Source organism: Shinella zoogloeoides, from assembly GCF_030733845.1.
Taxonomy (GTDB): Bacteria; Pseudomonadota; Alphaproteobacteria; order Rhizobiales; family Rhizobiaceae; genus Shinella; species Shinella zoogloeoides_C.
Map to the genome: position 1 here is coordinate 2,596,189 of NZ_CP132311.1, position 14,091 is coordinate 2,610,279.

Below are 14,091 nucleotides of genomic sequence, written 5' to 3' on the forward strand. Positions count from 1 at the left end.
GGCTCTGGCCCTTTTCCCATGTGCCAGCCTCTCCCTCGTCATGCCGGACTTGATCCGGCATCTAGCCACCGCGCGTCCGCGCGGTGAGAGGACTGCTGCACGTCCACAGAAAGAGTCTTTTCCGCGCAATGACTTGCGCGAGCTGGATGCCGGGTCAAGCCCGGCATGACGGAAGGGAAGTGGGCAGAAAGCGCCTTAACCGAAGAAACTGTTGCCCGCGCTGTAGGCAAGGAAAGCCAGCGCTGCAAAATAGACGATCGTCAGCACGACCATCACATAGCCTGCCAGCACCACCAGCCCGTCACGCTGCGAAATGCCGGCGGCGAGCAGCAGGATGGCGACGCCGGGCAGCGTATTGGAAAAGGGGATGAGTCCGAGCGGAGCCATGAGCAGGATGCCTGCCCCCATCAGTACGAGGCCGTTCACCCGGTTCATCACCGCGCCGGAGGTGAGCGAGGTCATGCGCGGCTTGAAGAACCGGTCGATCTTGCGCAGGAACGTCACGCCGCGCTCCAGCACCGGCCGGAGCTTGCCGCTTTCGAGCCGCCGGTCGGCGACCTTGCTCGGCAGCCAGGGAAGACGGTTGAGCGTGATCGCCGCGCTGATCAGCACGATGCCGGCGCCGAACACCGTCGAAACGCCGGGGATCGACACCGGGAAGAGGAAGGGCAGCGACAGGAAGGCGCAGAGCAGCAGGAGGCCGCTTTCACCCATCATCGCCAGAAGGTCGCGCAGCGTGATGTGCTCGCCCTTGATCGAATGCAGGATGTCTTCGAGCAGTTCGCTCGTCTTGCGGTCCGTATCCTTGAAGCCGATGGCCGTCGTCATGAAGTGTCCTTTCGAATGCCGCCGGCATATGGGCGGAGATTGCGGCTTTCCTGTGGGGTGGCGCGTCGCCCCGCACGGGTCTATGAGCATGCCGCGCCGCAGACAATAGGATGATTTTCTTGACGAAGCGTATGCCGGCCCAAAGGGGCCATTCCGTTCATGCCAAGGGCCGTGAAAAGCTCAAGGGCCACCTCGCCATGCTGCTCTTCGCTGTGCTGATCGCCGGCTCCTTCTCCTTCGGCGGCCTTGCCGCCCGCTATATGGAAGCCGAGCCGCTGATGCTCTGGCGCTACATCCTGACCATCGGTGTCATGGCCGCGCTTGCCTTCGGCGCCTTTCGCGTCCCCGTCGCCTTGCCGAAGGAGGCCTGGCGGTTCCTGCTGCTCGGCGGCCTCATCGCAGTCTACATGCTGACGATGTTCATGGCGCTGGAATTCACCAGCCCCATCGCCACCGGCGCGGTCTTCACCCTGATGCCCCTCCTCAGCGCCGCCTTCGCGCTGCCCGTGCTCGGCCAGAAGACCCGGCCGGGCGTGCTCGCCGGCCTGATCATCGCCGCCGCGGGCGCGGTGTGGGTCATCTTCCGCGGCGATATCGATGCCATCCTCTCCTTCGACGTCGGCACCGGCGAGATGATCTTCTTCATCGGCGTCGTCGGCCATGCGCTCTACGTGCCGCTGATCCGCCGCTTCGACCGCGGCGAGCCGGCCGTCGCCTTCGGCTTCTGGGTCACGGTCGGCGCGACGCTCTGGCTGGTGCCGCCGGGCATCAAGGGCCTGCTCGCGGTCGATTTCACCGCCCTGCCCCTCGCCGTCTACGCCGCCGTCACCTATCTCGCGGTCGTCACCACCGCCGGCACCTTCCTGCTGCTGCAATATGCCTCGATGCGCCTGCCGGCCACCAAGGTTCTCGGCTACGGCTACCTGACGCCAAGCTTCATCATCCTGCTCGAAGGCCTGCTCGGCCACGGCTGGGCGAGCCTGCCGGTCCTGGCCGGCGCGCTGGTGACGGCCTGCGGCCTTGCCTTGATGGCGCTGCTGCCCGACTGAATTTTTTTCGGAACGATCCGTCGCCTCATGCGTTGCGAACCCCGTTGGGGCGCACCTTGAGTATCGACGGAGCGCATATTTTGAAGCGATTTGAGATCATCGATGGCATGCGGGGCTATTTCCTTGTCTTCATGCTCATCAACCATCTGATTTTCGTCGGCGGCTACTGGATGATGGAAGTGAACCATCGCCAGTTCGCCTTTGTCGAAGACGCCCAGGGCTTCGTCTTCCTCTCCGGCCTGCTGATCGGCATGGTCTATGCCCGCAAGATGCTGAAATCCGGCTACGAGACGGGACGGCAACTGATCCACGGCCGCGCCTTCGAGCTCTATCGCTATGCCATGGGCACGGTGATGGCGGTGCTCGTGGTGCAGATGCTGCTGCCCGATGCCTACCGGCTCTGGTACAACTGGCTCGGCACGACGAATTTCGACGAGCCGCTGCGGCTGGCGGCGATCGCCACCTTCCTGTTCCAGCCGACCTTCATGGACATCCTGCCGCAATACATCGTCTACATGCTCTTCGCGCCGCCCCTCGTCTGGCTTTGCCTGCGCGGCAAATGGGCCCATGTTCTCGCCGGTTCGCTGATCGTCTGGATGGCCGGCCAGCTCGGCCTGCAACGCTTCGTCACCGAACCGCTGAACATGTGGATCACCGGAACGGACGGCCAGGGCATCCGCGCCAGCTTCAACATGCTGGGCTGGCAGATCGTCTTCTTCTCGGCGATGGTGATCGGCGTGCTGACCGCTCAGGACAAGATCGATTGGCAACGCATCTTCTCGCCGGAAAAGACCCTGCTGCCGAAGGCGGCGCTCGCCATCTGCCTGTTCTTCCTGCCGCTACGCATCATCACCGCCTGGGACCTGCTGCCGCAGACCGTGCTCGACAAGTTCGCGACGATGGAGATCCGCGCCGATTTCGGCCCGGTCTATCTCCTGAACTTCGCCGCCGTCGCAACCGGCCTCGCCTGGCTGCTGATCGCCGGGCCGAAACACCACAATGTCTGGATCCGCGGCCTTGCCCGCGGGGTGACGGCCGTCTTCACGCTGCCCTTCCTGCGCCTGCTCGGCCGCCATTCGCTGCAGGTCTATGTCTGGCACGTCGCCATCGTCTACGCGGTCTACTATGCGGACGGCCGCACGCCGGCACTGTCGCAGCTCACCAAGACGACGATCGCCGTCGTCTGCATCGTGCTGCTTGCCTTGCCGGCGCTGTGGCGGGAACGCGAGCAGATTGTGGCGAGCCTGTTCGGCCAGTCGAAGGCGCAGCCCGTCAAGACGAAGCCTGGGCCGGCTGCTCGCTGATGTGAAGGCCGTTGAGGAAGAGCTGTTCGAGGAAGCGCGCCGCATCCTCGAACCGCCCGGCCCCCGCTTGGTCCTGTCCCAGCACCGCGCGCACCTGCACGTCGAAGTCGGCATAGTGCTGCGTCGTCGACCAGATCGAGAAGATCAGGTGGTAGGGATCGCACTTGGCGATCTTGCCCGCCTTGGCCCAGGCCCGAATGACCTCCGCCTTCTCGTCGACGAGCGCCTTCAGCGGCCCCTTCAGCTCGTCCTCGATATTCGGCGCGCCTTGCAGGATCTCATTGGCGAAAAGCCGGCTTTCGCGCGGGAAATCGCGCGCCATTTCCAGCTTGCGGCGGATATAGCTGCGGATCTCCGAGACCGGGTTGCCCTCCGCATCGAATTCGCGCAGCGGATCGAGCCAGGTATCGAGCACGCGGGTGATGAGCGCGCGGTGCATCGTCTCCTTGGTGCGGAAATAGTAGAGCAGGTTCGGCTTGGACATGCCGGCGACCTCGGCGATCTGGTCCACCGTGGCGCCGCGGAAACCGTGGAGCGAGAAAACCTCCAGCGCCGCTTCGAGGATCTGCTCCTCCTTCGCTTCCTGGATGCGCGTGCGCCGCTGAGTCCTGGCCGCCCTCGGTAGTGCCATCGTGCCCCCTATGCCCCCTCCGCCGGCCCGAAAGTGCCGCCAAATTCACCAGTTTAACCCGTCGCCATTTTCTTGGGCGAAGCCCCAAGGTTTTTGGTTTTTCGGCTTGAGTGCCGCTACGGAAGCTGTAATGTTTACCAACCGGTCAAATTATCAGACAGTTATCAGGTAAAGGCAACTGCTCTGATCGGACGGCGCAAAACAAACAATCGCGCTGCCAGCCGGTGGGAACAAAATGGGGCTTCAAGAGCCCGAAGACGTGGGAGCATACGACATGGCCGCACCCGGCGAGAACATGCGTGTCAACGCGGACCGCCTGTGGGATTCCCTCATGGACATGGCGAAGATCGGCCCCGGCATCGCCGGCGGCAACAATCGCCAGACGCTGACCGATTCAGACGCCGAAGGCCGCCGTCTCTTCCAGGCATGGTGCGACGATGCCGGCCTGACGATGGGCGTCGACACGATGGGCAACATGTTCATGACGCGCGCGGGCACCGATCCGGACGCCCTGCCCGTCTATGTCGGCTCGCATCTCGATACGCAGCCGACCGGCGGCAAGTATGACGGCGTGCTCGGCGTGCTCTCCGGCCTCGAAGTCGTCCGCTCGCTGAACGATCTCGGCATCCAGACGAAGCACCCGATCGTCGTCACCAACTGGACGAACGAGGAAGGCGCCCGCTTCGCCCCCGCCATGCTCGCCTCCGGCGTTTTCGCCGGCGTGCACACGCAGGATTATGCCTATGGCCGCAAGGACCCGGAGGGAAAGACCTTCGGCGACGAGTTGAAACGCATCGGCTGGGTCGGCGACGAAGAGGTCGGCGCACGCAGGATGCACGCCTATTTCGAATATCACATCGAACAGGGGCCGATCCTCGAAGCCGAAAAGAAGGACATCGGCGTCGTCACCCACTGTCAGGGCCTGTGGTGGCTGGAGTTCACACTGACCGGCCGCGAGGCGCATACCGGCTCGACGCCGATGGCCATGCGCGTCAATGCCGGCCTTGCCATGTCCCGCATCCTCGAAATGGTGCAGACAGTCGCCATGGAGAATCAGCCGGGCGCCGTCGGCGGCGTCGGCCAGGTGTTCTTCTCGCCCAACTCGCGCAACGTGCTGCCCGGCAAGGTCGTCTTCACCGTCGACATCCGCTCGCCCGACCAGAAGAAGCTCGACGGCATGCGCGCCCGCATCGAGGCGGAAGCGCCCGCCATTTGCGAGGCGCTCGGCGTCGGCTGTTCCGTCGAGGCGGTCGGCCATTTCGATCCCATCACCTTCGACCCGACGCTGGTCGCGACCGTGCGCAAGGCCGCCGAGGATCTCGGCTACAGCCACATGAACATCATCTCCGGCGCCGGCCACGACGCCTGCTGGGCCGCCAAGGTCGCCCCCGCCACGATGATCATGTGCCCCTGCGTCGGCGGCCTCTCGCACAACGAGGCGGAGGACATCTCCAAGGAATGGGCCGCCGCCGGCGCCGACGTGCTGCTCCACGCGGTGATCGAGACGGCGGGGATCGCGGAGTGATCGGATGCTTCTGGCGGTGAACACCCCCTCATCCGACCCTTCGGGCCACCTTCTCCCCGTTGGGGAGAAGGGGAAGTGTGTTGCAACATCTTTGCTCAATCCGGCGCCGCATACGCCGAGCTGGAGAGAGAAGAAAAACGGTTCCGCAGATATCCCCTTCTCCCCAACGGGGAGAAGGTGGCCCGAAGGGTCGGATGAGGGGGGCATGCCGAACGCAACCGACATTACCAAGCGACGCCCCGGCAAAACCCGTCAAGCCCGCCGGCTGAGGCAGATCGATACGGAAGAGGAACGCCGCCTCTGGAGCAACCTCCGGGACCGCCGACTGAACGGCTTCAAATTTTCTCGGCAAATACCTTTGGGCGTTTACTTCGTCGATTTTCTTTGTCGAGACCTACGCCTCGTCGTTGAGATCGATGGATTTCAACATGCCGAAATGCCGTCCGATGCCCTGCGAACCGATTGGCTCAACAGGAACGGCTATTCCATCCTTCGCTTCTGGAATCATGAGATCACGCAGGAACGCCGGGCTGTCCTTGATACGATCCTGGCAGCATTGACCGGCCAAATGACGGAACGTTGCAGGAACGCGAAATTCTATCCCGCCATTCCTGCTGAAACCCGAAAAACAGGGGAGCCATCATGAGCACTGTCATCAAAGGCGGAACCATTGTCACCGCCGACCTCACCTACAAGGCGGACGTAAAGATCGAGGGCGGCAGGATCGTCGAGATCGGCCCCAACCTCTCGGGAGACGAAGTGCTGGATGCGGCGGGCTGTTATGTCATGCCGGGCGGCATCGATCCGCATGTTCATCTCGAAATGCCCTTCATGGGCACCTATTCGGCCGACGACTTCGAGAGCGGCACCCGCGCCGGCCTTGCCGGCGGCACGACGATGGTGGTCGATTTCTGCCTGCCCGATCCCGGCCAGTCGCTGCTCGACGCGCTGAAGCGCTGGGACAACAAATCGACCCGCGCCAATTGCGATTACTCCTTCCACATGTCCGTCACCTGGTGGGGCGAGCAGGTCTTCGACGAGATGAAGACCGTGGTCGAGGAGAAGGGCATCAACACCTTCAAGCACTTCATGGCCTATAAGGGCGCGCTGATGGTGAACGACGACGAGATGTTCGCCTCGTTCCAGCGCTGCGCCGCGCTCGGCGCCCTGCCGCTGGTCCATGCCGAAAACGGCGACGTGGTCGCCGCCATGCAGGCCAAACTGATGGACGAGGGCAACAACGGCCCGGAAGGCCACGCCTATTCGCGCCCGCCGTCGGTCGAGGGCGAGGCGACGAACCGCGCCATCATCATCGCCGACATGGCGGGCAGCCCCCTCTATGTCGTGCACACATCCTGCGAACAGGCGCACGAAGCCATCCGCCGCGCGCGCCAGAACGGCATGCGCGTCTATGGCGAACCGCTGATCCAGCATCTGACGCTCGACGAGAGCGAATATTTCAACAAGGACTGGGACCATTCCGCCCGCCGCGTCATGAGCCCGCCATTCCGCAACAAGCAGCATCAGGATTCGCTTTGGGCCGGCCTTGCGAGCGGTTCGCTGCAGGTGGTGGCGACCGACCATTGCGCCTTCACGACCGACCAGAAGCGCACCGGGCTCGGCGACTTCCGCAAGATCCCGAACGGCACCGGCGGCCTCGAAGACCGCATGCCGATGCTCTGGACCCACGGCGTCAACACCGGCCGCCTCACCATGAACGAGTTCGTCGCCGTCACCTCGACCAATATCGCGAAGATCCTCAACGTCTATCCGCGAAAGGGCGCCATCCTCGTCGGCGCCGATGCCGACATCGTGGTGTGGGACCCGAAGCGCTCCAAGACGATTTCCGCCGGCAGCCAGCAATCCTCCATCGATTACAACGTCTTCGAGGGCAAGCAGGTGACCGGCCTGCCGCGTTACACGCTGACGCGCGGCGTCGTCGCCATCGAGGAAAGCACCGTGAAGACGCGCGAAGGCCACGGCCAGTTCGTCAAACGCGAGCCCTTCACGGCCGTCAACAAGGCGCTGTCGACCTGGAAGGAAATCACCGCGCCGCGCAAGGTGGAGCGCAGCGGCATTCCGGCGAGCGGCGTCTGATGCCTCCCGGCCCTGCGCTTTCCGCCCTTCTTCTCGGCATCGCGCTGGCCGGTCCGGCGGGGGCGGCGGCCGACATCGTCGATGGCAGCTACGGCGACAAGGAAGGCTGTCATTACGCCGAAACCGGCGAATCTTCCGGCGCCGACTTCTTCTTCCTGCTGAACAAGGAGGGCGTGACCACCGCGGCCTCCTATTGCGAATTCAAGGGTGAGGGCAAAAAGGTCGGCGGCGCAAGCGTGGTCGCGGCCGAATGCCACGAGGAAGGATCCGAGGACGTCACGCCCAACGAACTGACGCTGACGCCCGACGGCGGCGGCTATACGGTCAGCTTCCCCGACGGCACGCGCTGGGGGCCGCTGATGCGGTGCAATCCGTGAGGGCTGGATGTACGGCGCGGCTCCCCCTCTGTCCGGGTAGCGCCCTCGAAACGGCAAGGGCCCGGCTTGCCGCGGCGAGTAGCACCAACCCCGCCTTTTCGTTCAAGATTTCCGTGCCCAAAGCGATAGTCCAGACAATGCCGATTGCAATGCCGGGAAGGGACATGCAGTCTGCCGAAAACCGCGCCGTGCGAGGCGCCGAAAGATGAGCAGCATGGCTTCTTCCGATACTGTCGTGTCAGCCAGGGATCTCGGCCTTACCTTCCAGACCGCCGACGGCCCGGTCACGGCGCTGACCGGCGTCGATCTTTCCGTCGAGAAGGGTGATTTCGTCTCCTTCATCGGCCCTTCCGGCTGCGGCAAGACGACGTTCCTGCGCGTCATCGCCGATCTCGAAAAGCCGACCTCCGGCACGATCACCGTCAACGGCATGACGCCGGAGGAGGCCCGCAGGCGCCGCGCCTACGGCTATGTCTTCCAGGCCGCCGCCCTTTACCCCTGGCGCACCATCGAGAAGAACATCGCCCTGCCGCTGGAAATCATGGGCTATGCGCGGGACGAGCAGAAGGCGCGCATCGAGCGCACGCTCGATCTCGTCAACCTCACCGGCTTCGGCAAGAAATATCCCTGGCAGCTTTCCGGCGGCATGCAGCAGCGCGCCTCCATCGCCCGCGCGCTCGCCTTCGACGCCGATCTTCTGCTGATGGACGAACCCTTCGGCGCGCTCGACGAGATCGTCCGCGATCACCTCAACGAACAGCTCCTGAAACTCTGGGCGCGCACGAACAAGACGATCTGCTTCGTCACCCACTCGATCCCCGAGGCGGTCTATCTCTCGACGAAGATCGTCGTCATGAGCCCCCGCCCCGGCCGCGTCACCGACATCATCGAATCGCCGCTCCCCAGGGAACGCCCCCTCGGCATCCGCGAGACGCCGCAATTCCTCGAAATCGCCCATCGCGTGCGCGAGGGCCTGCGCGCGGGGCATAGTTATGAGGAGTGAGGCTGTGAAATTGGCGAAAACCCCTCCCCAACCCCTCCCCACAAGGGGGAGGGGCTTAAACCGCCGCCCTGTCTCTTTTCCTAAAGCCGTCGCTACTAGCAGCAGCGTTTCGGAACAAACACAATGGGAGCGTCATCGTAAGTCCCTCCCCCTTGTGGGGAGGGGTTGGGGAGGGGTCCTAATGCCGCACTCGAATGTCTCACCAAAAACGAGAGCTCGCGCCAAAACCCTGCGCCGCGAACTGACGAAGGCGGAGCAGGCCATGTGGGACATCCTCCGCGACTTTCGCACCCGCGGCGCACGGTTTCGTCGGGAGACGCCGATCGGCCCTTACATCGCGGATTTTGCTTGGCTTTCAGCGCGGATGGTCATTGAGGTTGACGGAGACAGTCACGAAACGGAAAGCGGCCGTCGCCACGATTTGCGTCGAGATGCATTTCTGAACTCACAGGGCTTCCTGGTCCTGCGTTTCGACAATGCTCAAATTCTCGACGGCCCGGACTATGTGGTCGTCACGATTGAAAACCACATAGTCGCCTATTTGACGAAGGAGCACGTCTGATGAAGCTCTCCTTCGTGCTCTGGCTGTTCGGCGCGACGTTCGTCTTCATCGGCGCGGCATCCGCCTCGCGCGTCTATGTCGGCACGACCAACATCCTCTATCTCCTGCTCTCGCTGGCGCTCTATGTCGTCGGCAACCTGATGATGCTGCGGCTGATGCGCGAGGGCGGGCTGGGCCTTGCCATATCGCTTTCCGCCATCACCCAGCTTCTCATCATCAACGTCATCGCCTTCCTGTTCTTCGGCGAGCGGCTGAGCGGCACCCAGCTTGCCGGCATCGGTCTCGGCATCCTTGCCATGGGGCTGATGCTGCTGCCCTCCCCGGCGCGGAGCTGAGCCATGGGTGAAGCGAGCTTCCTCCGCGACCGCCTGTTTCCGATCGGTACCGTCGTGCTGGCCCTCGTCGCGCTCTGGTATGTCTTCGTCGTGGTGCTGAACGCGCCCTTCGAGCGCGACACGGCGGCGCGCGCCGGCACGACGATCGGCTTCATGGAGCTTCTGCCGAAGACCATGGCGCAAGAGCGCCCGGTCCTGCCGGCGCCGCACCAGGTCTTCGCCGAGCTGTGGGACACGACCGTCAACAAGGCGATCACCTCGAAGCGCAGCCTCGTCTATCATTCCTGGATCACGCTGTCGGCGACGCTGCTCGGCTTTGCCATGGGCGCGGTGCTCGGCATCCTGCTCGCCATCGCCATCGTGCACAACCGCGCCATGGACCGCTCGCTGATGCCCTGGGTCATCGCCAGCCAGACGATCCCCATCCTCGCCATCGCGCCGATGATCATCGTGGTGCTGAACGCTGTCGGCATTTCCGGCCTGATGCCGAAGGCGCTGATCTCGACGTATCTTTCGTTCTTCCCCGTTGTCGTCGGCATGGTGAAGGGACTGCGCAGCCCCGAGCAGATCCAGCTCGACCTTATGCACACCTACCACGCCTCCGCCGCGCAGACCTTCTGGAAGCTGCGTTGGCCGTCTTCCATGCCCTATCTCTTCACCTCGCTGAAGGTGGCGATCGCCATCTCGCTCGTCGGCGCCATCGTCGGCGAATTGCCGACCGGCGCCGTCGCCGGCCTCGGCGCACGCCTGCTCGCCGGCTCCTATTACGGCCAGACCGTTCAGATCTGGGCCGCGCTCTTCATGGCCGCGGGCGTGGCGGCGCTGCTCGTCATCGTCGTCGGCATCGCCCACAGCCTCGTCCTCAAGCGCATGGGGGCACGGGCATGAACGTCTCGATCCTCATCGCCGCCATCGTCTTCTGGCTCGCCGCCTGGGCGTTCAACGAATGGCTGGTGCGCCGGAAGTTCGCGAGCCCCGCCGCCGACCGTGCCGCCCGCCTCGCCGTGCCGCTGATCTTTGGCTTCACCCTCCTCGTGCTTTGGGAAGGCATCGTGCGGGGCTTTGCCATCCCCTCCGTCCTGCTGCCGCCGCCGAGCATGATCTGGGCGCGCCTGATCAATTCCGTGCCGACGCTGTGGGCCGACTTCCGCCAGACCTTCCTCAAATCCGTGCTGACAGGCTATGCGCTCGGCTGCGGCCTCGGCTTCCTCGTCGCCATCCTCATCGACCGCTCGCCCTTCCTGCAGAAGGGCTTGCTGCCGCTCGGCAATTTCGTTTCGGCCCTGCCGGTCATCGGCGTTGCGCCCATCATGGTCATGTGGTTTGGCTTCGACTGGCAGTCCAAGGTCGCCGTCGTCGTCATCATGACCTTCTTCCCCATGCTGGTGAACACCGTCTCCGGCCTTGCCGCGACGAGCCACATGGAGCGCGACCTGATGCGCACCTACGCCGCCGACTGGTTCCAGACGCTGTTGAAGCTGCGCCTTCCCGCCGCCTGGCCCTTCATCTTCAATGCCCTCAAGATCAATTCCACGCTGGCGCTTATCGGCGCCATCGTCGCCGAGTTCTTCGGAACGCCCATCGTCGGCATGGGCTTCCGTATCTCCACGGAAGTGGGCCGCATGAATGTCGACATGGTTTGGGCCGAAATCGCGGTCGCCGCGGTGGCTGGCTCCGTCTTCTACGGGATCGTCGCGCTCATCGAGCGGGCTGTCACGTTCTGGCATCCGTCTGTCCGCGGTGGACAGGCGTAACAAGAAGAAAGAGGGAACTGACATGAAAACGAAGATCGCATCGCTGCTTCTGGCAAGCACCTTCTCGCTTGCCGCGTTCCAGGCCGAAGCCGCCGACAAGGTGACGCTCCAGTTGAAGTGGGTCACGCAGGCCCAGTTCGGCGGCTATTATGTCGCGAAGGACAAGGGTTTCTACGAGGAGGAAGGCCTCGACGTCGAGATCAAGCCGGGCGGCCCGGACATCGCGCCCGCGCAGGTGATCGCCGGCGGCGGCGCCGACGTCATCGTCGACTGGATGCCCTCCGCCCTTGCCACGCGCGAAAAGGGCGTGCCGCTCGTCAACATCGCCCAGCCCTTCAAGTCGTCGGGCATGATGCTGACCTGTCTCAAGGAATCCGGCGTCACCGGCCCGGAAAACTTCAAGGGCAAGACGCTCGGCGTCTGGTTCTTCGGCAACGAATATCCGTTCCTGTCCTGGATGAGCCACCTGAAGATCCCGACCGACGGCGGGCCGGACGGCGTGACGGTGCTGAAGCAGGGCTTCAACGTCGATCCGTTGATCCAGAAGCAGGCCGCCTGCATTTCCACCATGACCTATAACGAGTATGGCCAGGTTCTCGACGCCGGCATCAAGCCGGAGGACCTCATCACCTTCAAGTATGAGGACCAGGGCGTTGCGACGCTCGAAGACGGGCTCTACGTGCTGGAGGACAAGCTGAAGGACCCGGCCTTCAAGGAAAAGATGGTCAAGTTCGTGCGTGCCTCCATGAAAGGCTGGAAATATGCCGAGGAGCACCCGGACGAAGCCGCCGAGATCGTTCTCGAAAACGACAGCACCGGCGCGCAGACCGAGGCGCACCAGAAGCGCATGATGGGCGAAGTCGCCAAGCTCACCGCCGGCTCGAACGGCGCGCTCGACGAAGCCGATTACAAGCGAACGGTCGCCTCGCTGCTCGCCGGCGGTTCCGATCCCGTCATCTCCAAGGAACCGGAAGGCGCCTGGACGCACGAGATCACCGACGAGGCGCTCAAGTAATCCTCATTTCGAGGACAACGATGCGTGCGGGGCCCTGCCCCGCACGTTTCGTTTCCGGCAACGAGAAACTGCGGCAGCAAGCCGCAATTGCCATCGAAATGCCAAACGCCTAAAATAATGAGGCACCATTCCGTTACCTCTTGTAAGGTGAGCGGGCGCCGATTACATAGACGCACGGTGGAACTTGGGACGAGGCGGCGAAGCCCTCCCGCATCCGCGATACTGGCAGGAAATAAAGTCCGGCAAGACCAATAAAAAGAACGTCCGGGCCAAGATCATAAAGTCATCCTTTTTGGGAAAGCTCGGCCTATGGCTTCTGGACACAGGAAAGTCCTCTCTTTTTCCGTCGCCGCTTTCATGACGGTCAATCCGGTTCTCGCCCTCGCCGCCGATGCGGCCACCGGCGATACGGCCGAACAGCAGCAGTCACAGAACCTCCCGGCAATCGTCGTCACCGCCGCTGAACCGCGTCCCATCGTGGACCGCGTGATCGCGACCGGCTCTGTGCAGGCGGTCGAGGAGGTCTACGTCACCCCGCTCGTCGACGGCCTTTCCATCCGCACGCTCGTCGCCGATGTCGGCGACCGGGTCGAGGCGAACGGCACGCTCGCCACGCTGAACGACGATGCCCTGCTTTTGCAGAAGAGCCAGACCGAGGCGACGCTCGCCAAGGCCGAGGCCGCGCTCGCGCAGATCAAGGCGCAGCTCGTCGAGGCGAAGGCCAATGCCGATGAGGCCGTCCGCGTGCGTGAGCGCGCGCAGAGGCTCGTGAAGTCCGGCTCGCAGTCGCAGGCGAACGCCGACCAGGCCATCGCCGCCGCGGACGCCGCCCTCGCCCGCGTCAATTCGGCCGAACAGGCGATCGCGGTCTCCGAGGCCGACATCAAGGTGGCCCAGTCGCAGATCGACGACATCGACCTGAAGCTCGCCCGCACGGCGGTGAAGTCCCCGGTCGCGGGCGTGGTTTCCGCCCGCACGGCGAAGATCGGCGCCATAGCCAGCGGTGCCGCCTCGCCGCTCTTCACCGTGATCCGCGACGGCGAGATCGAGCTGAAGGCCGACGTTTCAGAAGACGCGGTCCTCAAGCTCGCACCGGACCAGAAGGCGACCGTCACGCTCGCCGGCGGCGCGGCCAAGCTCACCGGCACGATCCGCCTCGTCGAACCGACGCTCGACCCGCAAAGCCGCCTCGGCCGCGTCTATATCCGCTTCGACGAGCCCGGCAAGGCGCGCGCCGGCATGTTCGCCAGCGCCGAGATCGTCGTCGCGGAAAGACAGGGCATCGCCCTGCCGCTTTCCGCCATCACCACGGCAGACGGCAAGACGGTAGCCCGCAAGGTCGGGAACGGCATCGTCAAGCTGGTTCCGGTCGAGACCGGCATTCAGGATGGTCAGGTGATCGAGATCGTCAGCGGCCTTGCGGCCGGCGACGAAGTGGTCGCCAAGGCCGGCGCCTATGTTCGCGATGGCGACCGGGTCAATCCGGTCCATGCCGAGCAGGCTTCGGCCACGAAATGACGTAGAGGCCCTGCCGCGGCAGGGCTGCTTCCGTAGGAACGGAAGATGATGCCGGGCGGGAGCCCGAACGTCTGGTCTCTCAACAAGGACTTT

General features: G+C 64.0%; 15 protein-coding genes. 13 read left to right on the top strand and 2 right to left on the bottom strand.

Annotation, left to right across the window (positions count from 1 at the left end; genetic code table 11):
• Positions 1–195 precede the first annotated feature (195 nt).
• Entirely contained in the window at positions 196–828 is a 633-nt protein-coding gene (locus tag Q9316_RS13875) for an exopolysaccharide biosynthesis protein (RefSeq protein WP_306032189.1), read from the bottom strand.
• A gap of 119 nt (positions 829–947) precedes the next feature.
• Between Q9316_RS13875 and Q9316_RS13880 the strand changes: the two genes are divergently transcribed.
• Complete coding sequence (locus tag Q9316_RS13880; protein ID WP_306032190.1) at positions 948–1,877, top strand: DMT family transporter; 930 nt, start codon at positions 948–950, stop codon at positions 1,875–1,877.
• An 80-nt stretch (positions 1,878–1,957) separates the two neighbouring features.
• Positions 1,958–3,181 carry an OpgC family protein gene (locus tag Q9316_RS13885; RefSeq protein WP_306032191.1) on the top strand — a complete coding sequence of 408 codons (1,224 nt, stop codon included), beginning with the start codon at positions 1,958–1,960 and terminating at the stop codon, positions 3,179–3,181.
• On the opposite strand, the gene Q9316_RS13890 is transcribed toward Q9316_RS13885, so the two are convergent.
• Positions 3,150–3,812 (bottom strand): TetR family transcriptional regulator C-terminal domain-containing protein, encoded by a 663-nt coding sequence (locus tag Q9316_RS13890; RefSeq protein WP_306032192.1) that lies wholly within the window; start codon positions 3,810–3,812, stop codon positions 3,150–3,152. The genes Q9316_RS13885 and Q9316_RS13890 overlap by 32 nt on opposite strands.
• A gap of 274 nt (positions 3,813–4,086) precedes the next feature.
• Here Q9316_RS13890 and Q9316_RS13895 point away from each other — a divergent pair, with 274 nt between their 5' ends.
• From Q9316_RS13895 to Q9316_RS13945, 11 genes are all read left to right on the top strand, one after another.
• Positions 4,087–5,337, top strand: coding sequence for a Zn-dependent hydrolase (locus tag Q9316_RS13895; protein WP_306032193.1), 1,251 nt, complete (start codon positions 4,087–4,089; stop codon positions 5,335–5,337).
• A 4-nt stretch (positions 5,338–5,341) separates the two neighbouring features.
• Positions 5,342–5,983 carry an endonuclease domain-containing protein gene (locus tag Q9316_RS13900; protein WP_306032194.1) on the top strand — a complete coding sequence of 214 codons (642 nt, stop codon included), beginning with the start codon at positions 5,342–5,344 and terminating at the stop codon, positions 5,981–5,983.
• Entirely contained in the window at positions 5,980–7,434 is a 1,455-nt protein-coding gene (gene hydA, locus Q9316_RS13905; RefSeq protein ID WP_306032195.1) for a dihydropyrimidinase, read from the top strand. Before Q9316_RS13900 ends, hydA begins: the two co-directional genes overlap by 4 nt.
• A complete protein-coding gene (locus Q9316_RS13910; RefSeq protein ID WP_306032196.1) occupies positions 7,434–7,811 on the top strand; it encodes a hypothetical protein in 378 nt (125 codons plus the stop codon). The genes hydA and Q9316_RS13910 overlap by 1 nt, the downstream gene beginning before the upstream one ends.
• Positions 7,812–8,016: 205 nt before the next feature.
• The gene (locus Q9316_RS13915) at positions 8,017–8,814 is read left to right on the top strand and encodes an ABC transporter ATP-binding protein (protein WP_306032197.1); all 798 of its coding nucleotides are present in this window, start codon (positions 8,017–8,019) and stop codon (positions 8,812–8,814) included.
• Positions 8,815–8,995: 181 nt separating this feature from the next.
• Positions 8,996–9,376 (top strand): endonuclease domain-containing protein, encoded by a 381-nt coding sequence (locus tag Q9316_RS13920; protein ID WP_306032198.1) that lies wholly within the window; start codon positions 8,996–8,998, stop codon positions 9,374–9,376.
• Positions 9,376–9,711 (top strand): hypothetical protein, encoded by a 336-nt coding sequence (locus tag Q9316_RS13925; RefSeq protein WP_306032199.1) that lies wholly within the window; start codon positions 9,376–9,378, stop codon positions 9,709–9,711. Before Q9316_RS13920 ends, Q9316_RS13925 begins: the two co-directional genes overlap by 1 nt.
• Before the next feature lie 3 nt (positions 9,712–9,714).
• Complete coding sequence (locus Q9316_RS13930) at positions 9,715–10,599, top strand: ABC transporter permease (RefSeq protein ID WP_306032200.1); 885 nt, start codon at positions 9,715–9,717, stop codon at positions 10,597–10,599.
• A complete protein-coding gene (locus Q9316_RS13935) occupies positions 10,596–11,465 on the top strand; it encodes an ABC transporter permease (RefSeq protein WP_306032201.1) in 870 nt (289 codons plus the stop codon). The genes Q9316_RS13930 and Q9316_RS13935 overlap by 4 nt, the downstream gene beginning before the upstream one ends.
• Positions 11,466–11,487: 22 nt before the next feature.
• Entirely contained in the window at positions 11,488–12,480 is a 993-nt protein-coding gene (locus Q9316_RS13940) for an ABC transporter substrate-binding protein (RefSeq protein ID WP_306032202.1), read from the top strand.
• Positions 12,481–12,837: 357 nt separating this feature from the next.
• On the top strand, positions 12,838–13,998 hold the full coding sequence (locus Q9316_RS13945; RefSeq protein WP_306035303.1) for an efflux RND transporter periplasmic adaptor subunit: 1,161 nt from the start codon (positions 12,838–12,840) through the stop codon (positions 13,996–13,998).
• Positions 13,999–14,091 lie beyond the last annotated feature (93 nt).